Origin of the sequence: Candidatus Palauibacter soopunensis (assembly GCF_947581735.1) — a bacterium.
GTDB classification, from domain to species: Bacteria; Gemmatimonadota; Gemmatimonadetes; order Palauibacterales; family Palauibacteraceae; genus Palauibacter; species Palauibacter soopunensis.
In genome coordinates this window covers 192323-215106 of record NZ_CANPVT010000008.1, presented here as the reverse complement: position 1 = coordinate 215106, position 22784 = coordinate 192323, and the positions used below count along the sequence as shown (strand labels likewise).

At 65.3% G+C, this 22784-nt stretch carries 34 protein-coding genes; all 34 read right to left on the bottom strand.

The features are described 5' to 3' along the window. Positions 1-64 precede the first annotated feature (64 nt). The 34 genes from rpsD to rpoC all read right to left on the bottom strand — a co-directional run bounded on the left by rpsD (position 65) and on the right by rpoC (position 22778). Positions 65-697, bottom strand: coding sequence for a 30S ribosomal protein S4 (gene rpsD / locus RN901_RS05085; protein ID WP_310756611.1), 633 nt, complete (start codon positions 695-697; stop codon positions 65-67). Continuing rightward, positions 698-1078 carry a 30S ribosomal protein S11 gene (gene rpsK / locus RN901_RS05080; RefSeq protein WP_310756609.1) on the bottom strand — a complete coding sequence of 127 codons (381 nt, stop codon included), beginning with the start codon at positions 1076-1078 and terminating at the stop codon, positions 698-700. Positions 1079-1120: 42 nt separating this feature from the next. Next, positions 1121-1501, bottom strand: a complete 381-nt coding sequence (gene rpsM, locus RN901_RS05075) for a 30S ribosomal protein S13 (RefSeq protein WP_310756607.1) — start codon at positions 1499-1501, stop codon at positions 1121-1123. Between the two features lie 10 nt (positions 1502-1511). Continuing rightward, a complete protein-coding gene (gene rpmJ / locus RN901_RS05070) occupies positions 1512-1628 on the bottom strand; it encodes a 50S ribosomal protein L36 (RefSeq protein WP_310756605.1) in 117 nt (38 codons plus the stop codon). A 73-nt stretch (positions 1629-1701) separates the two neighbouring features. Further along, a complete protein-coding gene (gene infA, locus RN901_RS05065) occupies positions 1702-1920 on the bottom strand; it encodes a translation initiation factor IF-1 (RefSeq protein ID WP_310756603.1) in 219 nt (72 codons plus the stop codon). Position 1921: 1 nt separating this feature from the next. Further along, positions 1922-2704 carry a type I methionyl aminopeptidase gene (gene map / locus RN901_RS05060; RefSeq protein ID WP_310756601.1) on the bottom strand — a complete coding sequence of 261 codons (783 nt, stop codon included), beginning with the start codon at positions 2702-2704 and terminating at the stop codon, positions 1922-1924. Further along, positions 2701-3363: an adenylate kinase gene (locus RN901_RS05055; protein ID WP_310756600.1), complete on the bottom strand. Its 663-nt coding sequence runs from the start codon at positions 3361-3363 to the stop codon at positions 2701-2703. Before RN901_RS05055 ends, map begins: the two co-directional genes overlap by 4 nt. After that, on the bottom strand, positions 3363-4721 hold the full coding sequence (gene secY, locus RN901_RS05050; protein ID WP_310756598.1) for a preprotein translocase subunit SecY: 1359 nt from the start codon (positions 4719-4721) through the stop codon (positions 3363-3365). Before secY ends, RN901_RS05055 begins: the two co-directional genes overlap by 1 nt. A gap of 3 nt (positions 4722-4724) precedes the next feature. Further along, positions 4725-5165, bottom strand: a complete 441-nt coding sequence (rplO, locus tag RN901_RS05045; RefSeq protein ID WP_310756913.1) for a 50S ribosomal protein L15 — start codon at positions 5163-5165, stop codon at positions 4725-4727. Between the two features lie 10 nt (positions 5166-5175). Continuing rightward, a complete protein-coding gene (gene rpmD, locus RN901_RS05040) occupies positions 5176-5370 on the bottom strand; it encodes a 50S ribosomal protein L30 (RefSeq protein ID WP_310756596.1) in 195 nt (64 codons plus the stop codon). After that, a complete protein-coding gene (gene rpsE, locus RN901_RS05035) occupies positions 5363-5884 on the bottom strand; it encodes a 30S ribosomal protein S5 (RefSeq protein WP_310756594.1) in 522 nt (173 codons plus the stop codon). The genes rpmD and rpsE overlap by 8 nt, the downstream gene beginning before the upstream one ends. Positions 5885-5896: 12 nt before the next feature. Further along, positions 5897-6274, bottom strand: a complete 378-nt coding sequence (rplR, locus tag RN901_RS05030) for a 50S ribosomal protein L18 (protein ID WP_310756592.1) — start codon at positions 6272-6274, stop codon at positions 5897-5899. 25 nt (positions 6275-6299) lie between these two features. Further along, positions 6300-6842, bottom strand: a complete 543-nt coding sequence (gene rplF / locus RN901_RS05025; protein WP_310756590.1) for a 50S ribosomal protein L6 — start codon at positions 6840-6842, stop codon at positions 6300-6302. 53 nt (positions 6843-6895) lie between these two features. Next, positions 6896-7294 carry a 30S ribosomal protein S8 gene (gene rpsH / locus RN901_RS05020; protein WP_343218935.1) on the bottom strand — a complete coding sequence of 133 codons (399 nt, stop codon included), beginning with the start codon at positions 7292-7294 and terminating at the stop codon, positions 6896-6898. Between the two features lies 1 nt (position 7295). Then, a complete protein-coding gene (locus tag RN901_RS05015; protein ID WP_310756586.1) occupies positions 7296-7481 on the bottom strand; it encodes a type Z 30S ribosomal protein S14 in 186 nt (61 codons plus the stop codon). Between the two features lie 13 nt (positions 7482-7494). After that, positions 7495-8070: a 50S ribosomal protein L5 gene (rplE, locus tag RN901_RS05010; protein ID WP_310756584.1), complete on the bottom strand. Its 576-nt coding sequence runs from the start codon at positions 8068-8070 to the stop codon at positions 7495-7497. Between the two features lie 42 nt (positions 8071-8112). Beyond that, on the bottom strand, positions 8113-8460 hold the full coding sequence (gene rplX, locus RN901_RS05005) for a 50S ribosomal protein L24 (RefSeq protein WP_310756582.1): 348 nt from the start codon (positions 8458-8460) through the stop codon (positions 8113-8115). A gap of 43 nt (positions 8461-8503) precedes the next feature. Next, on the bottom strand, positions 8504-8872 hold the full coding sequence (gene rplN, locus RN901_RS05000) for a 50S ribosomal protein L14 (protein WP_310756579.1): 369 nt from the start codon (positions 8870-8872) through the stop codon (positions 8504-8506). Between the two features lie 15 nt (positions 8873-8887). Further along, entirely contained in the window at positions 8888-9157 is a 270-nt protein-coding gene (rpsQ, locus tag RN901_RS04995) for a 30S ribosomal protein S17 (protein ID WP_310756577.1), read from the bottom strand. Beyond that, entirely contained in the window at positions 9150-9365 is a 216-nt protein-coding gene (gene rpmC / locus RN901_RS04990; RefSeq protein WP_310756575.1) for a 50S ribosomal protein L29, read from the bottom strand. The genes rpsQ and rpmC overlap by 8 nt, the downstream gene beginning before the upstream one ends. Next, positions 9366-9776 carry a 50S ribosomal protein L16 gene (rplP, locus tag RN901_RS04985; protein WP_310756573.1) on the bottom strand — a complete coding sequence of 137 codons (411 nt, stop codon included), beginning with the start codon at positions 9774-9776 and terminating at the stop codon, positions 9366-9368. It lies immediately after the preceding gene. A 6-nt stretch (positions 9777-9782) separates the two neighbouring features. Continuing rightward, positions 9783-10472, bottom strand: a complete 690-nt coding sequence (gene rpsC / locus RN901_RS04980) for a 30S ribosomal protein S3 (RefSeq protein WP_310756571.1) — start codon at positions 10470-10472, stop codon at positions 9783-9785. Next, the gene (gene rplV, locus RN901_RS04975; RefSeq protein ID WP_310756569.1) at positions 10472-10822 is read right to left on the bottom strand and encodes a 50S ribosomal protein L22; all 351 of its coding nucleotides are present in this window, start codon (positions 10820-10822) and stop codon (positions 10472-10474) included. The genes rpsC and rplV overlap by 1 nt, the downstream gene beginning before the upstream one ends. Beyond that, on the bottom strand, positions 10822-11106 hold the full coding sequence (rpsS, locus tag RN901_RS04970; RefSeq protein WP_310756568.1) for a 30S ribosomal protein S19: 285 nt from the start codon (positions 11104-11106) through the stop codon (positions 10822-10824). Before rpsS ends, rplV begins: the two co-directional genes overlap by 1 nt. Before the next feature lie 14 nt (positions 11107-11120). Further along, positions 11121-11960, bottom strand: coding sequence for a 50S ribosomal protein L2 (rplB, locus tag RN901_RS04965; protein ID WP_310756566.1), 840 nt, complete (start codon positions 11958-11960; stop codon positions 11121-11123). Between the two features lie 3 nt (positions 11961-11963). Next, entirely contained in the window at positions 11964-12320 is a 357-nt protein-coding gene (gene rplW / locus RN901_RS04960; protein WP_310756564.1) for a 50S ribosomal protein L23, read from the bottom strand. Beyond that, on the bottom strand, positions 12317-12952 hold the full coding sequence (gene rplD, locus RN901_RS04955) for a 50S ribosomal protein L4 (RefSeq protein WP_310756562.1): 636 nt from the start codon (positions 12950-12952) through the stop codon (positions 12317-12319). The genes rplW and rplD overlap by 4 nt, the downstream gene beginning before the upstream one ends. Beyond that, entirely contained in the window at positions 12949-13572 is a 624-nt protein-coding gene (gene rplC, locus RN901_RS04950; RefSeq protein ID WP_310756560.1) for a 50S ribosomal protein L3, read from the bottom strand. The genes rplD and rplC overlap by 4 nt, the downstream gene beginning before the upstream one ends. A gap of 4 nt (positions 13573-13576) precedes the next feature. Next, a complete protein-coding gene (rpsJ, locus tag RN901_RS04945) occupies positions 13577-13885 on the bottom strand; it encodes a 30S ribosomal protein S10 (RefSeq protein WP_310756558.1) in 309 nt (102 codons plus the stop codon). A 34-nt stretch (positions 13886-13919) separates the two neighbouring features. Beyond that, positions 13920-15113 (bottom strand): elongation factor Tu, encoded by a 1194-nt coding sequence (gene tuf / locus RN901_RS04940; protein ID WP_310756533.1) that lies wholly within the window; start codon positions 15111-15113, stop codon positions 13920-13922. 58 nt (positions 15114-15171) lie between these two features. Further along, complete coding sequence (fusA, locus tag RN901_RS04935; protein ID WP_310756556.1) at positions 15172-17268, bottom strand: elongation factor G; 2097 nt, start codon at positions 17266-17268, stop codon at positions 15172-15174. A 52-nt stretch (positions 17269-17320) separates the two neighbouring features. Further along, positions 17321-17791 (bottom strand): 30S ribosomal protein S7, encoded by a 471-nt coding sequence (gene rpsG, locus RN901_RS04930; RefSeq protein ID WP_310756554.1) that lies wholly within the window; start codon positions 17789-17791, stop codon positions 17321-17323. A gap of 119 nt (positions 17792-17910) precedes the next feature. Then, the gene (rpsL, locus tag RN901_RS04925; RefSeq protein WP_310756552.1) at positions 17911-18282 is read right to left on the bottom strand and encodes a 30S ribosomal protein S12; all 372 of its coding nucleotides are present in this window, start codon (positions 18280-18282) and stop codon (positions 17911-17913) included. Between the two features lie 239 nt (positions 18283-18521). Beyond that, the gene (gene rpoC, locus RN901_RS04920; protein WP_310756550.1) at positions 18522-22778 is read right to left on the bottom strand and encodes a DNA-directed RNA polymerase subunit beta'; all 4257 of its coding nucleotides are present in this window, start codon (positions 22776-22778) and stop codon (positions 18522-18524) included. Positions 22779-22784 lie beyond the last annotated feature (6 nt).

Here is a 22784-nt window from a genome sequence, read left to right as displayed (position 1 = left end):
CTCCGTGTTTTTTGCTCAGCGACTGCGGCGGACCGGATGCGGGGAACGCCCCGGCCGCACGGGCCTACTTGCTGTAGAGTTCGACGATCAACTGTTCTTCGACAGCGAGCGGAATATCGGATCGGGACGGGCGTTCGAGCATGCGCCCGCTCGCCGCATCATAGTCGACGCCCAGCCACGACAGCTGATCGCGTGACCGGCGATCCTCGATCGCCTCGATCACCACCGGCAACTTCCGCGCCTTCGGCGCCACCGACACTTCCGCACCGGGTCCGACGGAATAGCTCGGCACGTCGACCGTCGCTCCCTCGACCCGCACGTGGCGGTGCCGAATGAGCTGCCGTGCCGCCTTGCGGGAGGGCGCGAAGCCGAGACGATAGACGATATTGTCGAGTCGGCTCTCGAGCGCGACGAGCAGGTTCTCGCCTGTGACGCCCGGGACGCGGGAAGCCTTCTTGAAGAGAGAACGGAACTGCTTCTCCGCGAGTCCGTAGATCCGCTTCACCTTCTGCTTTTCCCGCAACTGCACGGCGTACTCCGACTGGCGCCGGCGACGGCGGCCGCCACCATGCTGCCCCGGGGGGAACGCGCGGCGCTCGATCGCGCATTTCTCGGTGAAACAGCGCTTCCCCTTGAGGAAGAGCTTCTCTCCCTCGCGCCGGCACAGCCGGCAAACGGGTCCCGTATAGCGAGCCATCTATACCCTCCGCTTCTTCGGCGGACGGCATCCGTTATGCGGAATCGGCGTCACGTCCTTGATCGAACGGATCGCGAGACCGGCCGCCTGCAGCGCCTGAATCGCCGACTCACGTCCCGACCCCGGGCCCTGCACCTCCACGTGGACCCGCCGCATCCCCATGCCGGCGGCCTCGCGTCCCACCGTCTCGGCCGCGATGGTGGCGGCAAAAGGCGTGGACTTCTTGGAGCCCTTGAAGCCCGCCTTTCCGGCACTGGCCCAGGCGACCGTGTCCCCGGTCAGGGTCGTGATCGTGATGATCGTATTGTTGAAGGTCGCCTTGATGTGGGCGACGCCCTCGGCATCGACCTGGCGCTTCTTCTTTCTTACCCGCTTTGCCATTCCCTGCGCGTCCTCCGTTTGGACCGAACGTGGTTGTCGCGTCTACTTCCGAGGCGCCTTCTTCTTACCGGCCACGGCACGCCGCGGCCCCTTCCGGGTCCGGGCGTTGGTGTGTGTTCGCTGGCCGCGCACGGGCAGATTCCGCCTGTGCCGCATCCCGCGATAGCATCCGATATCCATCAGACGCTTCACGTTCATCGAGGTTTCCGTACGCAGCGAACCTTCGACCTTGTAGTGGTTCTCGATGACCCGCCGCAGCTTGTTGACGTCGTCGTCGGACAGCTGATAGACGCGAACGTCCGCATCCACGCCCGTTTCGGCCAGGATGTTGCGCGCCGTCGAGTGGCCGATTCCGTAGATGTACGTGAGGCCCACCTCGATCCGCTTGTTCCGCGGAAGATCGACTCCTGCTATGCGTGCCATGGTTTTCTGCCTATCCCTGCCGCTGCTTGTGCTTCGGATCTCGACTGCAGATCACCCGGACGACGCCGCGCCTGCGGATGACCTTGCAATGCTCGCAAATTCGTCTGACACTCGAACGAACCTTCATGCTTCCATCCTCTGGTGGCGGTTCGATGGCAACCCTTCAAAATACCAGCCCGAACCGATCCGAACAAATTCTTTCACTTGTACCGGTACGTGATCCGCCCTCGGGTCAGATCGTAGGGCGACAACTCGACCGCAACCCGGTCTCCGGGCAGGATCCGTATATAGTTCATTCGAATCTTGCCGGAGACGTGGCAGACGATCTGATGCCCGTTCTCCAACTCCACGCGAAACATCGCGTTGGGAAGCGCCTCGGCGACCTCCCCCGTCATCTGGATCGGTTCTTCCTTCGCCAACTCAGGCCTCCCCTGCTGCTCGCGCCGGACTCGCGACCCGCGTCAACACACGCGGGCCCTCCGACGTCACCGCCACGGTGTGTTCGAAATGCGCCGAGAGACGTCCGTCCCCCGTCACCACCGTCCATTCATCGTCGAGGGTACGGATCTCCGGCCCGCCCGCGTTAACCATCGGCTCGATGGCGATGACGAGCCCCGCCTGCATCCGGAACCCGCGGTTGCGCACCCCATAGTTCGGAACCTGCGGTTCCTCGTGGGGCGCCTCGCCCACGCCATGTCCCACGAGCTCCCTGATCACGCTGAAGCCCTCGGCTTCGACGTGCGTCTGGATCGCCCAGCCCAGATCGCCGAGCTGCGCTCCGGGACGCGCCGCCTCGATGCCCACGTCGAGCGCCGTTCGGGTCACACCCAGGAGACGCTCGGTCGCCGGCATCACTTCTCCCACGGGAATCGTGACGGCCGCGTCCGCGAATAGACCGTCGAGCTTGACCCCGACGTCGACGCTCACGATGTCGCCCGACGTCAATTCCCGCCGGAACGACGGAATGCCATGTACGACCTCTTCGTTGATGCTCGTGCACAGCGTGGCCGGAAACCCGTACAGCCCCTTGAAGGCGGGCGTCGCGCCCGGGTTGTCGCGGATCATCGCCTCCGCCATGTCGTCCAGCTCCCCGGTGCTCCGTCCCGGGATCGCCCGCTCCGCCGCCATCTCGAGGACCTCCGCCACAATCGCTCCCGCCGCCGCGATGGCGTCGATCTGGGCGGACGACTTCAGCCGGATCAACCGGTCATCTCCGCCATCTGCAACGTCTCGAAGAGACGATCCCGCACCGCCTCCAGCGTTCCCGTGCCGTCCACCGCGGTCAGTCCCGTCTCGGACCGAGCGTAGTAGGCGAGCAGGGGCTCGGTCTGGGCGCGGTAGACCGCGAGCCGATTGCGAACGGTCTCCGCGCGGTCGTCGGAGCGCTGCACGAGGGCGGCTCCGCAGTCCGGGCAGGCGGCGTTCGCTCCGACGGCGCGCACATGAGTCACGAGGCCGCACGCCTCGCACACCCGCCGCCCGGAGATGCGATCGACGAGTTCTTCTTCCGGCGCCTCGAGCGAGAGCACCGCGTCCAGTTCGATGCCCCGGTCGGCCAGCAGCTCGCCGAGCCCGTCGGCCTGAGGCACCGTACGCGGGAATCCGTCGAGCACGAACCCTCCGCTCGCCTCCGAACCGTCGAACGCCTCGGCGATGAGGCCCAGCACGACCTCATCCGGCACGAGTTCGCCCGCTTCGTAGTAGACTCGAACCCTTTCGCCGAGCGGGGTTCCGGCCTGAAGCGCGGCGCGGATCATGTCGCCGGTCGAGAGGCGTGGCACGCCGAAGCGTTCGGCCAGGAATTCGCCCTGAGTACCCTTCCCGACACCGGGAGGGCCCATGATGATCAGCCGAACGTGCATCACATGTAGCGCTGTCTGCCGCGATACTTGACGCGACCCTTCTTCATGAATCCCTCGTACTGACGCAGCAGGAGATGCTGTTGCAGTTGTTGCATCGTATCGAGCGCGACACCCACCACGATGAGCAGCGAAGTGCCGCCGAAGAAGAAGGTCTGAAGATCGAAGATCGAGAAGATCAGGTAGGGCAGAACGGCGATCAGTGCCAGGTAGACCGCGCCGGGCAGCGTGATCCGCGTAAGCACGTGATCGATGTAGTCCGCCGTCTTCGCGCCGGGCTTGACGCCCGGAATGAACCCGCCCTGGCGCTTCAGATTTTCCGCCAGATCCGTCGGGTTGAAGATGATGGACGTGTAGAAGTAGGTGAAGTAGACGATGAGAACGACGTACAGCACGTAGTACCACGCCGTCCCCACCTGGAGCGCCTGGCTCATTTCGTAGATGAAACGCCGGGCGCCGGAGCTGCCCGGTCCGGGGTTGCCCATGAACGCGGCCAGGGTTCCCGGAATGATGATGATCGACTGGGCGAAGATGATCGGCATCACGCCGGCGGAGTTGATCCGCAGGGGGATGAACGACCGTTGCCCTTCCCGGATCCGGCCTCTGCCCACGACCTTCCGCGGGATCTGCACGGGAATCTTGCGCTGGGCCATCGTCAGAGCGACGACTGCGGCCATGATGGCCACGAGAGTCGCCGCGAGGGCGGCGAGCTTGATCAGCGAGATGCCACCGGCCTGGTAGAGTTCGAAGGTGTTGAGCACCGCTCCCGGGAAGCCCTGCAGAATCGAGAAAAAGATAAGCAGGGACATGCCGTTGCCGACGCCGCGCTCGGTGATCTGCTCGCCGAGCCACATGACGAACACGCCCCCTGTCGTAAGCATGAGCACGGTGAGGAGGCGAAACCCGAGACCGGGATCGAGGACCGCACCCGGCTGAGCCTCGAGGAAGAGCGCGTAGGTGTAGGACTGCCCAATGCACAGCACCACGGTGGTATACCGCGTCCACTGCGTGAGCTTGCGGCGACCCTCTTCCCCTTCCTTCTGCAGCTTCTCGATCGCCGGCATGACGGCGGCGAGGAGCTGGAAGAGGATGCTCGCCGAGATGTAGGGCATGATGCCCAGGGCGAAGACGGTCGCGCGCTGCAGACCGCCCCCGACGAAGAGGTCGTAAATGCCGAAGATCGTGCCCTGGAACTGTCCGGCGAGGGCCTGCAGGGCCACGACGTTCACACCCGGCGTCGTGATGTGGGAGCCGAGCCGATACAGAGCGAGACAGAGCAGAGTGAAGAGGATCTTCGCCTTCAGCTCCGGCACCTTGAAGATGTTCGCCGCGGCGGCCGCCGCGTTCTGGCCGTTCGCCATCCCTTACTCGATCACCTGGGCGGTGCCGCCGGCCGCCTCGATCTTCTCACGGGCCGAGGCACTGAAGGCATGCGCGCGCACATCGACCGCCCGCCCGACGTCCCCGCGCCCGAGGATCTTCACGGGACGGTCCGTACCGCGGATGACACCGCTCGCCCGAAGCGTCCGAGGATCGATCCCGCTTCCCTCCACGCGATCCAGTTCCGAGAGATTGACGATGTGCCACTCGGTTCGCCGGTGCGGCTTGAACCCCCGCTTGGGCGTACGCCGGTAGAGCGGCATCTGGCCGCCCTCGAACCACGCCGGAATCGACGCGCCACTCCGCGACTTCTGGCCCTTGTGGCCGCGTCCCGACGTCTTGCCCGAGCCGGATCCGTGACCGCGGCCGCGACGTTTTGCGGAGGACTTCGAACCGCGGGGCGGAGAGAGATTGTCGAGCCCGATCCGCTCGCGTTCAGCCATCTTGTCCGACCTCCTCGACTTCGACGAGATGCGCCACCGCGTGGATCATCCCGCGTATCGCGCGGTTGTCCGGCTGCACCACCTGGTCCTGGTGGTGCTTGAGGCCGAGGGCGCGCAGCGTGTCGCGCTGCTTGCGCTGCGCTCCGAGACCGCTCTTTACCTGACGAATCTTCAACTGCTCACCCACGCATGGCCTCCCGGATCGTGGCGACATCCACTCCGCGTTCGGCCGCAACCTGCTCCGGCGTGACCAGATCCTGCAGTCCGCTCATCGTCGCACGAACGATGTTGAGAGGATTGTTCGTGCCGAGGCTCTTCGTGAGGATGTCCTGCACGCCGGCGCACTCGAGTACCGCCCGCACGGGGCCGCCGGCGATGACGCCGGTTCCCGGACCGGCGGGCTTGAGCAGCACCCGGCCCGCGCCGTGGCGCCCGAGGATTTCGTGCGGGATGGTCCCGTTCACGATCGGCACGACGACCATGGCCTGACGCGCCTGCTCGAATCCCTTGCGGATCGCCTCGGCGACTTCGTTCGCCTTGCCGAGAGCCATACCGACACGGCCCTGCCCGTCACCGACCGCCACGAGCGCGGTGAACGAAAAGCGGCGGCCGCCTTTTACGACCTTCGAGACGCGATTGATGAAGATGACATTCTCCTTGAAGTTGTCACCGTCGTCGCGCCGTTTCCCCCCTCTTGCCATGGAGCCCTCTCGTTAGAAGCGGAGACCGCCGTCGCGGGCGCCTTCGGCAAACGCCCGAACCCGGCCGTGATAGGGATACCCGCCGCGGTCGAACACGATCTCGCCCACGTCGGCCGAGACCGCCTTCTCCGCAAGTTTCCTGCCCGCAAGATAAGCGTCGGCGACCTTGCCCGAGCGTTCCCCGGCGTCGCCGTCCGCGCCGGCGAGTGTCGAGACGCCCAGCAGCGTAACGCCGCGATCGTCGTCCACCAGTTGGCCCTCGAGCTGCCGCAGGCTTCGGAACACAACGAGACGCGGCCGGCCGGCCGTTCCGCGGATCTTCTTCTTGATCCGGGCGTGTCGACGCGTCCGCAGTCGGTGCCTCTGTTTCGTCCGCCCCCTGATGTCCATCGTCTTCCCTCTGTCTGGTCGCCGATCAGGCTGTGGCCGTCGCCTTGCCGGCCTTGCGGCGCACATACTCGCCCACGTAGCGGATTCCCTTCCCCTTGTAGGGTTCGGGCGGTCGGATCGCGCGGATCTCCGCCGCCATCTGCCCGACCTTCTCCTTGTCGTTCCCCGACACCTTGACGAGCGTCGGCGACTCTACGCCCACCGTGATGCCCTCGGGCGGCTCGACGGTGACCGTATGGCTGTACCCGACGCTGAACACAACGCTGCCGCCCTTCTGTTCCGCCCGGTATCCGACGCCGTGGATCTCCAGGCGTTTCTCGTATCCCTGGGACACGCCCGTGACCATGTTGGCGATCAGGGATCGCGTGAGCCCATGCAGAGCCCGGTGCCGCGCCTCATCGGAAGCACGCTTCACGGACACCGCACCGTCGGACTGCGTGATCTCCATATCGGGGTCGAACGACCGCTCGAGCGCACCCCGAGGGCCCTTCACCTGCACATGCGCGCCATCGATCCTCACCTCGACGCCGTCCGGCACGGGGATGGGCAGCTTTCCGATTCTCGACACGCTATCTGCTCCCTCGCGGGGGCGGCCGCCGGCACCGACGCCCGGCAGCCCCGCTAGTAGATTCTCGCGATGATCTCCCCGCCGACGTGCTGCCGGCGGGCGTCGCGATCCGTCATCAATCCGTTCGACGTCGACATGATCGCGATCCCCATCCCGGCCCGAACCTTGGGGATCGAGTTCGCGTCGACATACTTCCTGAGGCCTGGTTTCGACACGCGTTCGAGCAGCCGAATGACCGGCCGCTCGTCCGACGTGTACTTCAGATACACGCGCAGCCGGCCGTGCCGATCGTCGTCCAGCACCTTGTAGCCGCGAACGAAGTGGTTTTCCGCCAGAATCCTGGCGATCTCGATCTTGATCTTCGAGAGAGGGATGTCGACGCGCCTGTGTCCGGCCCGGCCGGCGTTGCGGATGCGCGTCAGCATGTCCGCGATCGGATCGGTCATGCTCATCTCACCAGCTCGCTTTCCGAACGCCCGGGATCTCTCCGCGGAGCGCCTGCTCCCGGAAGCAGATCCGGCACAAACCGAACTTTCTCATGTAGGCGCGGGGCCGGCCGCAGCGATTGCAGCGCCGTACCGTGCGCGAACTGAACTTCGGCTTGCGGTTCGCCTTCTCGACTAGTGCCGTCTTTGCCATTCAGCCCTTCCCGCTAGATGACGACCGGGACCTCATCGCGAAACGGCATCCCCATCTCGCGAAGCAGGACGAGCGCCTCATCGTCCCGGTTGGTCGTCGTAACGAACGTGATGTTGAGACCGTGAATCTTGACGATCTCGTCGTAATCGACTTCTGCGAAGACCATTTGCTCCCGGATTCCCACCGTATAGTTGCCGCGTCCATCGAACGCCCGGCTCCGGAACCCCCTGAAGTCCCTGATACGGGGCACGGCCGTACTGATGAACCGGTCGAGGAACTCGTACATGCGGGCATTGCGAAGCGTCACCATCGTCCCGATCGGCATGCCTTCGCGCAGACCGAAGTTCGAGATCGAGTTCCGCGCCCGCGTCACCACGGGTCGCTGGCCGCTGATCACGGCAATCTCGTTCGAAGCGGACTCGATCAGCCGGGGATTGTCCTTCCCTTCGCCGAGCCCTGCGTTGATCACGATCTTCTCGAGCCTGGGGATCTGGTGCGGGTTCTCGAAGCCGAAGGTATCGGCGAGCTTCGCCCGGACCGTGTCCTCGTAGTGTGTCCGCAGCCGCGGCTTTCCGTTTTCCGAACTCATCTTTCCCTGCCGTCCCTGGCGGCCCGTAGCGAAGCCACGCCGCTAGCCCGCCGTCGGGATGGGGTTGTCGCAGCGCTTGCAGATCCGCTCGATCGTGCCGTCCGCATCGCGCTGGCGGCGCACCCGCGCCGGCTCGTCGCACTGCGGACACATGAGCATCACGTTCGAAGCGCTGATCGGCTCTTCGTGGGTGACGATGCCGCCTTCGGTGATCCCGCCCTTGGCGTTGGCCACGGGACGCTTGTGATGCTTGCGCATGTTCACGTCCTGCACCACGACGAGTCCGCGCGAAGGGATCGTGCGCAGCACCTGGCCCTGGGCGCCGGCATAGTTGCCCGCGATCACCCGGACCGTGTCTCCAGCTCTCATGTTCAGTTTCTTACGTGTCATCTTCGGTTCAGATCCTCGTGCGACACCTGGCGGCCCGTCGCCGCTAGATCACTTCGGGGGCCAGCGATACGATCTTCATGAACTTCCTCTCGCGGAGTTCACGCGCCACCGGCCCGAAGATACGTGTCGCGGTCGGCTCTCCTGCGTCGTTGATGATCACCGCCGCGTTCTCATCGAAGCGGATGTAACTGCCGTCGCGCCGCCGGCTCTCCTTTGCCGTCCGCACGACGACCGCCCGGACCACCTCGCCCTTCTTCACGTTCCCGTGCGGGGTCGCGTCCTTGATCGTCGCGACGATCACATCGCCCACGCGGGCGTACCGGCGGCGCGACCCGCCGAGGACCCGAATGCAGAGAGCCCGGCGGGCGCCGGAATTGTCCGCGATGCGAACCATCGATTCCTGCTGGATCATCTCGTCGTGCCCCCGTTACTCCGGACGCTGGACCAGCTCGAGCACGCGCCAGCGCTTGAGCTTGGAGAGCGGACGGGTCTCCTCGATCCGGACCACGTCACCCACCCGGTATTCGTTCTCTTCGTCGTGTGCCTGGTACCGTTTGCCGCGGCTCACCTGCTTGCCGTACAGCGGGTGCGCGAGCCGTCGCTCGACAGACACCACGACGGTCTTTTCCATGCGGTCGCTCACGACCGTTCCGAGCCGAACCTTGCGCCGGCCCTTCGTCGCCGATTGATCAGCCAACCTGATTCTCCTCGCTACGCGCCCGCTCGACCTGCACGGTCTTCAGTCGCGCGATCTCGCGACGCAACGTCTTCAGGAGCGACGGGTTCTCGAGTTCCTCGAACGCGGCCCGGTAGCGCAGACGAGCGATTTCGTCCTTCGTGCGGGCGAGTTCCTCGGCGAGTTCCTCGTCGGTGAATTCGCGAATCTCCATCGCGTCAAGCGACACCTAGTCCTCCCGCTCCAGAAAGCGTGTCTTGACCGGAAGCTTCGCCGACGCCAACTGCATCGCCCGCCGCGCGAGTTCGATGTCGACTCCCTCGAGCTCGAACATCACCCGACCCGGCTTCACCGGCGCGACCCAGTACTCGGGGTTCCCTTTACCCTTCCCCATCCGGGTCTCCGCGGGCTTCTGCGTGAGCGGCTTGTCCGGAAAGATGCGGATCCAGACCTTTCCGCCACGCTTGATGTGCCGCGTCATGGCGACTCGAGCGGCTTCGATCTGACGGTTCGTGATCCAGCCCGGCTCCACGGCCTGAAGCGCGTAGTCGCCGAACGAAACCTTGTTGCCGCGATGCGCTGCGCCGCGCATGCGCCCCTTCTGCTGTTTCCGGTACTTGATCCGCTTCGGTTGCAGCATGTGTCCCTATCCTCGCCCGCGACCCGCACGGCGGCGCCCGCCCGCGGTATACGTCTGACCACGGCGGTCCTCCACGATCTCGCCGTGGAAGATCCACACTTTCACGCCGATCGTGCCGAACGTCGTCCGGGCCTGTCGCTCCGCGTAGTCGATGTCCGCGCGCAGCGTGTGCAACGGCACGCGCCCTTCGTGGTAGCCCTCCGAGCGCGCGATCTCGGCCCCGCCGAGCCGCCCGCCGCACTGAATGCGGATGCCGCCGGCGCCCGCTCGCATCGCCGCCTGCACGGCTCGCTTCATCGCGCGGCGGAAGCTGATCCGCTGCGTCAACTGATGAGCCACGTTGTCCGCGACGAGTTGAGCCTGGGTCTCCGGGCGACGGATTTCCTCGACGTTGACGGAAACTTCCGCGTCCGTCAGCAGAGCGAGTTCGTCACGCAGCTTGTCGACCTCGGCCCCGCGCTTGCCGATGACGACGCCGGGACGACCCGTGTGGATCGTGACGACGATCTTGGACGGCTTGCGCTCGATCTCCACCTGGGCGATCGCCGCGTGCCCGAGCCGCGCGTTCAGGTACTTCCGCAGCTTCTCGTCTTCCGCGAGGAGCTTCGGAAACTCCTTGCCCTGTGCGTACCAGCGCGACCGCCACGGCTTGACCGCGCCGAGCCTGAATCCGTACGGGTGTGTCTTCTGGCCCATTAGTCTCTCGTGTCCACGACGACTGTCACGTGACTGCTCCGCTTGAGCCGGGGGGTCGCTCTTCCGTAGGCGCGTGCCCGCCAGCGCCGAAGCGTCCTGCCTTCGTCCACGTATGCTTCGCGCACGTAGAGTTCGTCCACGTCCAGCGTTTCCCCGCCCTCGTCCGCCCTGTAGACGGCATTGGCGACGGCCGAACGGAGCACCTTTCCGATCGAGCGCGCCGCCTTCTTCTTGGAGAATTGCAGGATCGCGTAGGCCTCGTTGACGTCTCGCCCGCGAATCTGGTCGATGACCAGACGCATCTTCCGGGCGGACATGCCGAGGTTCCTCGCCCTCGCTGTCGCCTGCATCAGACCCTGCCCCTCCGGTCCCGCGCGGAACCGGCGTGCCCGCGGAATGTTCGCGTCGTCGCGAACTCTCCGAGCTTGTGCCCCACCATGTTCTCCGTCACGTAGACCGGGATGAACTTGTTGCCGTTGTGCACCGCTAGCGTGTGTCCGACGAAATCCGGGCTGATGGTCGAAGCCCGGGCCCACGTCTTGATGACCGACTTGTCTCCGGAATCGTTCATCCGCTGCACCTTCATCAGCAGCTTCTCATCGATGTACGGTCCCTTCCTCACGCTTCTCGGCATCGGATCTCTCGCTCCTACTTCGTGGCCCTGCCGCGCTTGCGGCCGCGCACGATCTGCTTGTCGCTCGGCTTGTGCTTCTTCCTCGTCTTGCGGCCCTCCGGCTTGCCCCAGGGCGAGACGGGTGGACGGCCGCCGGAACTGCGCCCCTCCCCACCCCCGAGGGGATGGTCCACGGGATTCATCGCCACGCCGCGCACCTTGGGCCGCCGGCCCTTCCACCTCGAGCGGCCCGCCTTCCCGGCTCGAATGAGTTCGTGGTCGACGTTGCCCACCTGCCCGACCGTGGCCCGGCACGATTCCGGCACCATGCGCATCTCGGTGCTGGGGAGCCGCAACGTGACCGTCCCCCGCTCCTTCGCGACGACCTGGACCGACGCACCGGCCGAGCGGGCGAGCTGCGCGCCCTTGCCGGGCACGAGCTCCACGCCGTGTACGACCGTCCCGAGCGGGACCTCCCGCAGCGGAAGGCAGTTACCCACGTTCGGATCGATCCCCGACCCGGAGAGGATGGTGTCACCGACACCGAGACCACGCGGGTGGAGGATGTAGCGCTTCTCCCCATCCGCGTAGTGGATGAGCGCGATGCGGGCCGAGCGATTCGGATCGTATTCGATCTCCGCGATGACGCCGGGCACGCCGTCCTTCCTGCGCTTGAAGTCGATGCGCCGGTAACGCCGCTTGTGGCCGCCCCCGCGCCTCCGGCTCGTGATATGTCCGTGATGGTTGCGGCCGGACTTCTTCGGCAGACCCTCCGTCAGCGACTTCTCCGGCTCGCTGCGGGTGATCTCCTCGAACGTCGATACGCTGCGGTATCGAGAGGCCGCCGTGACCGGCTTGAATTTGCGAATCGGCATCGATCAGGCTCCCTCCAGCACGTCGACGGGACCATCCGCAACTTCGATGATCGCCTTCTTCCAATGCGGCCGACGGCCCATCGTGCGCCCCATGCGCTTCTTCTTTCCCCGCACGTTCATCGTGCGCACGGAGGTGACCCGCCTTCCCTCGAAGATCGCCTCGAAGGCGCGGCGGATCTCGATCTTGTTCGCGTCCGGCGCCACCTCGAAGGTGTATTTGGGACGCGGTTCCACCTCGCCGAGGTCGATCCGTGCCTGAAGACGCCGGCCCACCCCGTCCGTCCCCTCGGACTGGAGGCTCGTGGATGTCTTCTCCGTGAAGAGCGGACGCAGGATGATCTCGTTCGGCGGGCGCGTCATGCGTCACCTTCCCCGGCGGAGTCCCCCACCGCATCGAAGACCGACGACTCGACGAGCACCAGGTCGGACCAGAGGATGTCGTACGCCGACGCCTCTCCCCATGGGAGCACGCGCACGCCGGGCAGGTTTCTGGCCGACAGGTGGACGTCGGGTTTGTGGCCCGCCGTCAGGAAAAGGATGTTCCCCGAACCGCGGCCGATGCTGGCCAGCAGAGCGGCGACGCGCCGCGTCTTCGGCGGATCGAAATCGAGAGGCTCGATGAGCGCGAGATCGCCGTTCATGGCTCTCGTGTTGAGTGCGGAACGAATCGCCAGCCGGCGGATCCGCCGCGGCACGCGGACGCGATAGGAGCGCGGCTGCGGACCGAAGACGACCGAGCCGCCGCGCCACAGCGCCGACCGGATCGAGCCGGCGCGGGCACGTCCCGTCCCCTTCTGCCGCCAGGGCTTCCGCGACCCTCCGCGAACGGTGGAGCGGGTCTTCGTCGACGCGGTCCCCTGTCGACGGTTGGCCAGCACGGCGGTGACGACCTGATGGAGCACGTCTTCATTGACCACGCCGTCGAAGGGCGTCTCGGGCAGGACCCGCTCGGCCCCTGCCGTGCCGTCGGAACTGTACGTCGCGACCTTCATCGGCCCGGCCTCACCATGACGAGGTTGTTTCGTCCGCCCGGGACGGAACCCTGAACGATCAGGAGGTTCTTTTCGGCGTCGACCCGAATGATCTTCCGGCTCATCGCCATGCGCTGCGTCCCCCCCATGCGGCCCGCCATTTTCCGCCCCTTGATGACACGGGACGGGTCCGTGCCGGCCCCGATCGAGCCGGGAGACCTGAGAATGGACGTTCCGCCGTGGGAACCGCGACCACCGCCGAAGCCGTGCCGCTTCACCACGCCCTGAAACCCGCGACCCTTGGTCGTTCCCGTCACGTTCACCCGCGATCCGACATCGAACATGCCGACCGTGAGTTCCTGGCCCAGCTCGAGCTTCTCGCCTTCGAAGTCGAACTCCGCGAGGACGCGCGGTACGTAGTCGAGTCCGGCGCGCGCGGCGTGGCCTGCGGCCGGCTTCCGCTCGCGACCCTCCTTCACGCGACCGAAGCCCAGCTGCACGGCATCGTATCCGTCGCGCTCGGCGGTCTTGATCTGGACCACCGGACAGGGTCCGACTTCCAGCACGGTGACACCGACGGCCTTTCCGTCGTCGTCGAAGATCTGCGTCATGCCGATTTTGCGGCCGATCAACCCGGGCATCTCGCTACTCGACTTTGATTTCCACATCGACGCCGGCCGCGAGATCCAGCTTCGTCAGCGCGTCGATCGTCTGCGGACGGGAGTCATGGATATCGATGAGCCGCTTGTGCGTCTTCAGTTCGAACTGTTCCCGCGACTTCTTGTCCACGTGCGGGCTCCGCAGGACCGTGAACAACTGGCGGCGCGTCGGAAGCGGGATCGGCCCGCTGACGGACGCACCTGTCTTCTGTGCGGTCCGAACGATGTCCGCCGCCGTCTGGTCGATCACGGCTGGATCGAAGGCCTTCAGCCGAATCCGAATCTTCTGCGCCATATCTGTGCGCCGTCTCGTTTTCCGGGGCTGTCCGCTAGTCGTGGATGGCGGTGACGACCCCGGCGCCCACCGTCCGGCCTCCCTCGCGGATCGCGAACCGGAGGTTCTCCTCCATCGCGATCGGCGCGATCAGCTCCACCGCCATATTCACATTGTCCCCCGGCATCACCATCTCCACCCCTTCGGGCAGCTCCGCCGAGCCCGTCACGTCCGTCGTCCGGAAGTAGAACTGGGGACGGTATCCGTTGAAGAACGGCGTATGCCGTCCCCCCTCGTTCTTCGTCAGCACGTACACCTCCGCCGAAAACTTCCGGTGAGGCGTGATCGACTGAGGGTGCGCGACCACCATCCCGCGCTCCACCTCCGTCTTCGCCACCCCGCGCAGCAGAAGCCCCGCGTTGTCTCCCGCCTGGCCCTCGTCCAGGATCTTCCGGAACATCTCCACACCCGTCACCACCGTCTTCTTCTCCGAGCCCAGGCCCACCAACTCCACGCCCTCGCCCGTCTTCACCACCCCCCGCTCGATCCGACCCGTCACCACCGTCCCCCGGCCCGTGATCGTGAACACGTCCTCCACAGGCATCAAGAACGGCTTGTCCGTCGCACGCTCCGGAACCGGGATGTAGCTGTCCAGCGCCTCCATCAGCTCCCCGATGCACGCCGTCTCCGAAGCCGACGGATCCCCGCTCTCCAACGCATGGAGCGCAGAGCCCCGTACCACCGGCACGTCATCGCCCGGAAACTCGTACTCGCTCAACAGCTCCCGAACCTCCAGCTCCACCAGGTCCAGCAACTCCTCGTCGTCGACCTGGTCCACCTTGTTCAAAAACACCACGATGTACGGCACGTTCACCTGGCGGGCCAACAAAATGTGCTCCCGCGTCTGCGGCATCGGCCCGTCCGCCGCCGACACCACCACGATCGCTCCGTCCATCTGAGCCGCGCCCGTGATCATGTTCTTCACGTAGTCCGCGTGCCCCGGACAGTCCACGTGCGCGTAATGACGCCCCTCCGACTCGTACTCCACGTGCGCCGTCGCGATCGTGATCCCGCGCTCACGCTCCTCAGGAGCCTTGTCGATCTGGTCGAACGCCACGTACTCCCCGTATCCCTTCTGAGCCTGCACCTGCGTGATCGCCGCCGTCAGCGTCGTCTTCCCGTGGTCCACGTGACCGATCGTGCCCACGTTCACATGCGGCTTCGTTCGCTCGAACTTTTCCTTCGCCATCGCCCCTCGTTCTCCTGTGTCTCGTCTGCGACCTGCTCGCGGACCGGCTCCTCGCCGGCTACGAGCCGTTGGCGGAGACGATCTCCGCCGTCTTGGAGCCCGGAACTTCCTCGTAGTGTGAAAACTGCATGGTGTAGACCGCGCGACCCTGACTGATCGAGCGCAGGGAAGTCGCGTAGCCGAACATCTCCGAGAGCGGCACGGACGCCCCGACGACCTGGGCCGACGAACGCTGCGTCATGCCGCCGATCTTGCCCCGCCGACTCGAGAGGTCGCCCATCACGTCCCCGAGATAGTCGTCGGGTGTAACGACTTCCACGTTCATGACAGGCTCCAGCAGTACCGGCTGCGCCTTGCGCGCACCTTCCTTGAGCGCGATCGAGCCCGCGATCTTGAAGGCCATCTCGCTGGAATCGACCTCATGGTACGAACCGTCGATCAGCGTGGCCTTGATGTCGATGATCGGGTAGCCGGCGACGATCCCTGAATCCAGCGCCTCGCGAATCCCCTGTTCCACGGAGAGCACGTACTCGCGGGGCACGTTTCCGCCCCGGATTTCGGAGTCGAAGATGAAGCCGCCGCCGGGATCCGTGGGCTCGAGGTTGATGATCACGTGCCCGAACTGCCCGCGGCCGCCGGACTGCCGCACGAAGCGGCCCTCCACCTTGCGGACGGCCTTGCGGATCGTCTCGCGATAGGCCACCTGCGGACGGCCGACGTTCGCGTTGACCCTGAACTCGCGCTGGAGCCGGTCGACGATGATCTCGAGATGGAGTTCGCCCATCCCGCTGATGATCGTCTGCCCCGTCTCCTCGTCGGTGTAGACGCGGAACGTCGGGTCTTCCTCGGCAAGCTTCGCGAGAGCCCCCGACAACTTCTCCTGATCCGCTTTCGTCCGAGGCTCGATCGCCACCCGGATCACGGGCTCGGGGAAGCTCATCGACTCGAGCACGATCGGGTCGGTCGCCGACGAGAGCGTATCCCCCGTCCGCGTATGCTTGAGTCCGATCGCGGCCGCGATGTCGCCCGCGAACACTTCGTCACGCTCCTCGCGCTTGTTCGCGTGCATCTGGAGCAACCGCCCGAAGCGTTCCTTTCGCCCCCTGGACGAATTTAGCGCCTTCGAGCCGGCTTTCGCCGTGCCGGAGTACACTCTGAAGTACGTCAGACGTCCGACGTACGGATCGGTCGCGATCTTGAACGCGAGGGCCGCAAACGGCGCGTCTTCGTCGGCCGTGCGCTCGACCTCCGTCTCATCCTGCTGCGGGAGGTGGCCGGTGACGGGAGGAACATCGAGGGGGGAGGGGAGGAAGTCGATCACGGCGTCGAGCAGGCGCTGCACGCCTTTGTTCTTGAAGGCGGAGCCACACAGGATCGGCGTGATCCCGTTGGCCAGCGTCGCCTTTCGCACGGCACCGCGGATTTCCTCCTCGGTGAGCTCTTCCCCTTCGAGGTACTTCTCGAGCATGGGTTCGTCGTACTCGACCGCCGCCTCGATGAGGGCGCTCCGCAACTCCGCCACCTGGTCCACCAGGGCGTCCGGCACGGGGCCTTCGGTCCAGCGCGCGCCCAGGGATTCATCGTCGTAGACGACCTTGACCTCGCGAATGAGGTCGACCATGCCCGTATAGAGTTCGCCCTCGCCGAGAGGGATCTGAAGCGGATGCGCGTTCGCACCCAGGCGGTCGCGCATCATCCCGACGACGTGCATGAAGTCGGCGCCGACGCGGTCCATCTTGTTGACGAACGCGATGCGCGGGACACCGTACTTGTCGGCCTGCCGCCATACCGTCTCGGACTGCGGCTCCACGCCGCCGACGGCGCAGAAGAGGGCCACGGCGCCGTCGAGCACGCGAAGGCTGCGCTCCACTTCCACCGTGAAGTCGACGTGCCCCGGCGTGTCGATGATGTTGATGCGGTAGGGCTCGCCGTCGTGCGTCCAGTTACAGGTGGTGGCGGCCGATGTGATCGTGATGCCGCGTTCCTGCTCCTGCTCCATCCAGTCCATCGTCGCGTCGCCATGATGCACTTCGCCCAGGCGATGCGTCCGGCCGGTGTAGAACAGCACCCGTTCGGTCGTCGTCGTCTTTCCGGCATCGATGTGCGCCATGATGCCGATATTCCGAAGCCGCTCGAGCGGCGTTCTTCTCTCCATGAGTCGATCTATTGGTCTCTATCTGTCGAACCTCGGGTGCCGGACGGACTCATTACCAGCGGTAGTGCGCAAACGCCTTGTTCGCGTCCGCCATCCGGTGCACGTCCTCCTTCTTCCTCACCGCGCCCCCGTCGCCGCGGGCGGCGTCGAGCAGTTCACCGGCGAGCCGCTGCGACATTGTCTTGCCGGAGCGGGCACGCGAGTGCTGCACGAGCCATCGGCGCGCGAGCGAATCGCGCCGCCGGTACGACACTTCCATCGGTACCTGGTACGTCGCGCCACCTACCCGCCGACTGCGGACCTCGAGGATCGGCTTCGCGTTCTGAAGCGCCTGCCGGAACACGTTCATCGCCGGCTGTCCCGTCTTCATTTCGATGTTCTGCATCGCATCGTAGAAGATCTTCTCGGCGAGGGACTTCTTTCCGTCCAGCATCAGCATGTTGATGAACTTCGTGACCTCCGTGCTCCCGTATCGGGAGTCCGGAATCACCTCACGCTGTTCGGCGCGGTTTCGTCGTGGCATCTCGTTTCGCCATATCCGGCTCCGGGTTCATCCGGAGACTTCGCAATAAAGCCCGGCCACGGACTCCGAGGCCGGGCCCAACGGTGTTCGGCCCGCTCGAATTTCCGAAAGATCCCGAGCTATTTTCTCTTCTTCGAACCGTACTTCGACCGGCCCTGGTTCCTGTCGTCCACGCCCGACGCGTCGAGGGTCCCGCGGATGATGTGATAACGCACACCCGGCAGATCCTTCACTCGTCCGCCCCGGATCAGCACGATGCTGTGTTCCTGGAGGTTATGGCCTTCGCCTCCGATATATGCGGTGACTTCGTATCCGTTCGTGAGTCGCACGCGGGCGACCTTCCGCAGCGCCGAATTCGGCTTCTTCGGCGTCGTGGTGTACACTCGCGTGCACACGCCGCGCTTCTGGGGGTTCCCCTCCAGCGCCGGCGCCTTGCTCTTCTTCTGGACCTTCCTGCGGCCCTTGCGGACCAGCTGATTGATGGTCGGCATTCCCGCTCCATCGCTCCCTTCGGCCGCACCGGTGCGCCGATCACCGAACTCGGGGGCCGGCCGTTGGGGGTAAAAAAATCGGGGACGGATCCGAACCGCCCCCGCGGCGACTGCCGACCGGTCGGTCGACAGACGAGAGAGAGTAGTCTTGAGGCCCCTCGGTGTCAAGCAACTTCCGTCGCGGAGAGGGGGTGCGGAGATCCCGTAAACGCACCCCCCGCTTCGGGGTCGGACGGACGTCAGGTCGTCATGACCGCGCCCTCCTCCGCCACGGCGGCCTCGTCTTCCTCGGCCTGGTCCCGGAGGTCCGAGAAGAGGCTCCGGGGCATCTCCTCGGGCACGACCCTGCGCCGCATGGAGTCGATCTGCGCCTTTAGCGCGTCGTCCACGAGGAATTCGATATCGGAGAATCGGTGCGTCCCCGTACCCGCCGGGACCAGGTGCCCGATAATGATGTTCTCCTTGAGCCCTCTGAGGCGGTCCTTCGCTCCACGCACAGCGGCATCGGTAAGCACACGCGTGGTCTCCTGGAAGGAGGCCGCGCTGATGAAGGACTCCGTGGTGAGGCTCGACTTCGTGATCCCAAGCAGGATCGGCTCGGCCCGCGGGGGCTTGCCTCCACCCTCGAGAACTTCGCGCGTCGCGTCGCGGAACTCCATCCGATCAACATGCTCACCTTCGAGGAATTCCGTGCCGCCCGGATCCGTGATGCGGACCTTCTGCAGCATCTGACGCACGATCACCGCGATGTGCTTGTCGTTGATCCGTACGCCTTGCAGGCGGTAGACCTCCTGGATTTCGTTGAGCAGGTACTCCTGCACCGCTCGGGGTCCCCGGACACGCAGGATGTCGTGCGGATTCACCGGACCCTCGGAGAGCCGGTCTCCCGCACGCACGAGATCTCCCTCGTGCACGCGAAGGTGCTTGCCGACGGGGATCTGGTAGACCATCTCCTCGCCGTCATCCATGGTCACGATGATCTCGCGCTTCCCGCGCTTGATCCCGCCGAACGAGACGCGCCCATCGACTTCCGTAATCGTCGCGGGATCCTTCGGCCTCCGCGCCTCGAACAGCTCGGCAACGCGTGGCAATCCACCCGTGATGTCGCGGGTCTTGTAGGCCTCGCGGCTGATCTTGGCGAGCGTCTCCCCCGCGTTGACGGCCTGTCCATCCTGCACGAGCAGTTGCGTGCCCACCGGTACGATGAACTCGCGCAGCTTGGCGCCCTTGCCGGTCACGATGTTGATGACGGGGTGGAGCTTCTTCTCCCGGTCGTCGATGATCACCTGCTGACGCCGCCCCGTCGCTTCGTCGAGTTCCTCGCGAACCGTCTCTTCCGGCACGATGTCCGTGAACCGGATCTTCCCCTTCTTGTCCGCCACGATGGGTTCGGAGTACGGGTCCCAGCCGAAGAGCAGATCCCCGTGCCCCACGTCGGTGTCGTCCTCCACGAAGAGCGTCGCGCCGTAGGGGATGGCGAGCCGCGACAGGATGCGGTCGTCCGGCGTCTTCATGAGGAGTTCGCCCTCACGGCTTGTGACGATCGTATCGCCCGACGGACTCGTGACGGTCGTCACGCGCTCGAATGCGATCCGGCCTTCGAGCTTTGAGCGCCGCTGGGTCTGCGCCGCGATCCGTGCCGCCGTCCCTCCGATGTGGAAGGTTCTGAGCGTGAGCTGCGTTCCCGGCTCGCCGATCGACTGCGCAGCGAGGATTCCCGCCGCCTCACCGAGATCGACGAGTTCCATCGTCGCGAGGTTGCGCCCGTAGCACTGCTGACAGATGCCCCGCCGGGACTCGCACGTGAGGACCGAGCGGATGCGAACCTGCTGGACACCGCTCTCATCGATGGCCCGTGCCCGAGCCTCCGTGATCATATCCCCGGACTCGACGATGACCTCGTCGTCGATGGGGTCGATCACGGCTTCCGCCGCGATGTTGCCGGCGACGCGATCCGACAGCGGCTCGATGATGTCCTCGCCCTCCTTGAGCGCCGTGACGTCAAGCCCGAGGATCGTGTTGCAGTCCTCCTCGATGATCGTGACATCCTGCGCCACATCGACGAGCCGGCGCGTGAGATAGCCGGCGTCCGCCGTCTTGAGGGCGGTGTCTGCGAGCCCCTTCCGCGCGCCGTGCGTCGAGATGAAGTACTCGAGCACGCTGAGGCCCTCCCGGAAGTTGGAGCGGATCGGGCTCTCGATGATCTCGCCGATGCCGCCGGTCAACTTCTTCTGGGGCTTGGCCATCAGACCCCGCATCCCCGCGAGCTGCCGGATCTGGTCGCGGGAACCCCGGGCCCCCGAATCGAACATCATGAAGATCGGATTGAAGCCGTGTCTCGATTGCTGGAGTCCGCGGACCATCGCGTCGGCGACGTCGTTGTTCGCGTGGGTCCAGGCATCGATCACCTTGTTGTACCGTTCCCCGAAGGAGATCACGCCGCGGTGATACGCCTTCGTGAACCGGTTCACGTCCTCCTGGGCTTCTCCGAGGATCTCCTGCTTTTCGGCCGGGATTTCCATGTCGTCGAGTCCGATGGAAACGCCGGCCTTCGTCGCGTTGCGGAACCCGAAGTCCTTGAGTTGATCGAGGAACGCCGTCGTGTCCTCGAGTCCCGCGAGCCGGAACGACCGGAAGACGAGGTCTCCCAGCGCACCCTTGCCCAGCGTCTCGTTCACGTACGGCACCCGGGAGGGCAGGATCGCGTTGAAGAGGGCGCGTCCGACGCTCGTCATGACCCACTTCCGCTCGACCTGGCCGTCGTCGGCCTCTTCGTCGACGAGCAGCCGAATCGGCAGGTGGTAGTCCGGCGTCCCCGCCGGCGAGCGCAGGTATCCCGCTTCGAGCGCCATTTCAACCTGGGCCGCGTTCGCGAAGTGGGGGAGATCCGATCCTCCCGCCTCGTATTCGTCGAAGTCCGGCCGGACCTTCGTCATGTAGTAGCAGCCGAGGACCATGTCCTGGGACGGCGACGCGATCGGCCGGCCGTTTGCGGGCTTCAGGATGTTGTTGCTCGACAGCATGAGGATTCGCGCCTCGAGCTGCGATTCGAACGACAGCGGCACGTGAACCGCCATCTGGTCGCCGTCGAAGTCCGCGTTGAACGCGGCGCACACGAGCGGGTGAATGCGGATGGCCTTCCCCTCCACGAGCACCGGCTCGAAGGCCTGGATCCCCAGCCGGTGAAGCGTCGGGGCCCGGTTCAGGAGTACCGGGTGATCCTTGATGATGTCCTCGAGGACCTCGTAGACCGTCGGGTCGTCGAGTTCGACGAGCTTCTTGGCCCGCTTCACCGTCTCGGCGTGCATCCGCCGCTCGAGTTCATGGATAATGAACGGCTTGAACAGCTCGACGGCCATCTTCTTCGGCAGCCCGCACTGGTGCAGCCGGAGTTCCGGACCCACGACGATGACCGACCGGCCGGAATAGTCGACACGCTTTCCGAGCAGATTCTGCCGGAACCGGCCCTGCTTGCCCTTGAGCATGTCCGACAGGGACTTGAGCGGCCGCTTGCCCCTTCCGCGAATCGCCTTGCCGCGGCGCCCGTTGTCGAACAGCGCATCCACCGCCTCCTGGAGCATGCGCTTCTCGTTGCGCAGGATCACTTCCGGCGCGCGCATTTCCAGCAGCTTCTTGAGCCGGTTGTTCCGATTGATCACGCGACGGTAGAGGTCGTTGAGGTCGGACGTCGCGAACCGTCCGCCATCGAGCGGAACGAGGGGACGCAGATCCGGCGGGATCACCGGAATCACATCCATGATCATGTGCTCGGGGCTGTTGCGCTTGGAGACTTCGTCGTCGCTGTTGCGGATCGCGTCGATGACCTTGAGCCGCTTGAGCTTCTTCTTCTTCCGGTGCTTCGAGGTCTCGTGCACGACCTCGTAGCGCAGCTGCTCGGCGAGTTCGTCGACGTCGAGCTGTCCCAGCAGCGTCCGGATCCCCTCCGCCCCGATTTCAGCACGGAATTCGGTATCTCCCTCCTCGCGCGCCTTGTCCGTCAGCTCCCAGTACTCATCCTCTTCCAGGACCTGTTTGAACTCGACCTCCTGCCGGCCGGGCTCGGTGACGACATGCGCGGCGTAGTAGATGACCTTCTCGAGATCCCGCAGCTTCATCCCGAGCAGGTAGCCCATCTGGGAAGGAAGCGTCTTGAAGAACCAGATATGGGCCACGGGCACGGCGAGTTCGATGTGACCCATCCGCTCGCGGCGAACCTTGGAGAGCGTGACCTCGACCCCGCACTTGTCACATATGTGGCCGCGGTATCGGATCCGCTTGAATTTTCCGCAGTGGCACTCCCAGTCCTTGACCGGCCCGAAGATGCGCTCGCAGAACAGGCCGTCGCGCTCCGGCTTGAACGACCGATAGTTGATCGTCTCCGGCTTCGTGACCTCTCCGTGGCTCCAGGAACGGATTTCCTCGGGCGAGGCGAGCTTGATCTGAATCCAGTCGAACTCGGACGAACCGGCACTGCGGTTTCGCGGAAAATCGATCATCTGTCA

Bases quoted from the DNA above. Each gene is read 5' to 3' on its own strand.
- rplP (WP_310756573.1), bottom strand. From the start codon at position 9,776: ATGCTGCAACCGAAGCGGATCAAGTACCGGAAACAGCAGAAGGGGCGC.
- rpsL (WP_310756552.1), bottom strand. From the start codon at position 18,282: ATGCCGACCATCAATCAGCTGGTCCGCAAGGGCCGCAGGAAGGTCCAG.
- rplW (WP_310756564.1), bottom strand. From the start codon at position 12,320: ATGACGCGCCCGCCGAACGAGATCATCCTGCGTCCGCTCTTCACGGAG.
- secY (WP_310756598.1), bottom strand. From the start codon at position 4,721: ATGGCGAACGGCCAGAACGCGGCGGCCGCCGCGGCGAACATCTTCAAG.
- rpsS (WP_310756568.1), bottom strand. From the start codon at position 11,106: ATGCCGAGAAGCGTGAGGAAGGGACCGTACATCGATGAGAAGCTGCTG.
- rplV (WP_310756569.1), bottom strand. From the start codon at position 10,822: ATGCAGGCGACAGCGAGGGCGAGGAACCTCGGCATGTCCGCCCGGAAG.
- RN901_RS05055 (WP_310756600.1), bottom strand. From the start codon at position 3,363: ATGCACGTTCGGCTGATCATCATGGGCCCTCCCGGTGTCGGGAAGGGT.
- rpsG (WP_310756554.1), bottom strand. From the start codon at position 17,791: ATGCCACGACGAAACCGCGCCGAACAGCGTGAGGTGATTCCGGACTCC.
- fusA (WP_310756556.1), bottom strand. From the start codon at position 17,268: ATGGAGAGAAGAACGCCGCTCGAGCGGCTTCGGAATATCGGCATCATG.
- rpsC (WP_310756571.1), bottom strand. From the start codon at position 10,472: ATGGGCCAGAAGACACACCCGTACGGATTCAGGCTCGGCGCGGTCAAG.
- rpsE (WP_310756594.1), bottom strand. From the start codon at position 5,884: ATGGCAAGAGGGGGGAAACGGCGCGACGACGGTGACAACTTCAAGGAG.
- rpsD (WP_310756611.1), bottom strand. From the start codon at position 697: ATGGCTCGCTATACGGGACCCGTTTGCCGGCTGTGCCGGCGCGAGGGA.
- rpsH (WP_343218935.1), bottom strand. From the start codon at position 7,294: ATGAGCATGACCGATCCGATCGCGGACATGCTGACGCGCATCCGCAAC.
- rpsM (WP_310756607.1), bottom strand. From the start codon at position 1,501: ATGGCACGCATAGCAGGAGTCGATCTTCCGCGGAACAAGCGGATCGAG.
- rplE (WP_310756584.1), bottom strand. From the start codon at position 8,070: ATGAGTTCGGAAAACGGAAAGCCGCGGCTGCGGACACACTACGAGGAC.
- rplB (WP_310756566.1), bottom strand. From the start codon at position 11,960: ATGCCGATTCGCAAATTCAAGCCGGTCACGGCGGCCTCTCGATACCGC.
- rpsJ (WP_310756558.1), bottom strand. From the start codon at position 13,885: ATGGCGCAGAAGATTCGGATTCGGCTGAAGGCCTTCGATCCAGCCGTG.
- rpsK (WP_310756609.1), bottom strand. From the start codon at position 1,078: ATGGCAAAGCGGGTAAGAAAGAAGAAGCGCCAGGTCGATGCCGAGGGC.
- tuf (WP_310756533.1), bottom strand. From the start codon at position 15,113: ATGGCGAAGGAAAAGTTCGAGCGAACGAAGCCGCATGTGAACGTGGGC.
- rplX (WP_310756582.1), bottom strand. From the start codon at position 8,460: ATGACACGTAAGAAACTGAACATGAGAGCTGGAGACACGGTCCGGGTG.
- rplR (WP_310756592.1), bottom strand. From the start codon at position 6,274: ATGGACATCAGGGGGCGGACGAAACAGAGGCACCGACTGCGGACGCGT.
- rpmJ (WP_310756605.1), bottom strand. From the start codon at position 1,628: ATGAAGGTTCGTTCGAGTGTCAGACGAATTTGCGAGCATTGCAAGGTC.
- rplN (WP_310756579.1), bottom strand. From the start codon at position 8,872: ATGATCCAGCAGGAATCGATGGTTCGCATCGCGGACAATTCCGGCGCC.
- rpoC (WP_310756550.1), bottom strand. From the start codon at position 22,778: ATGATCGATTTTCCGCGAAACCGCAGTGCCGGTTCGTCCGAGTTCGAC.
- RN901_RS05015 (WP_310756586.1), bottom strand. From the start codon at position 7,481: ATGGCAAAGACGGCACTAGTCGAGAAGGCGAACCGCAAGCCGAAGTTC.
- rplD (WP_310756562.1), bottom strand. From the start codon at position 12,952: ATGAAGGTCGCGACGTACAGTTCCGACGGCACGGCAGGGGCCGAGCGG.
- rplC (WP_310756560.1), bottom strand. From the start codon at position 13,572: ATGCCCGGGTTGATCGGCCGCAAAATCGGCATGACGCAGATCTTCGAC.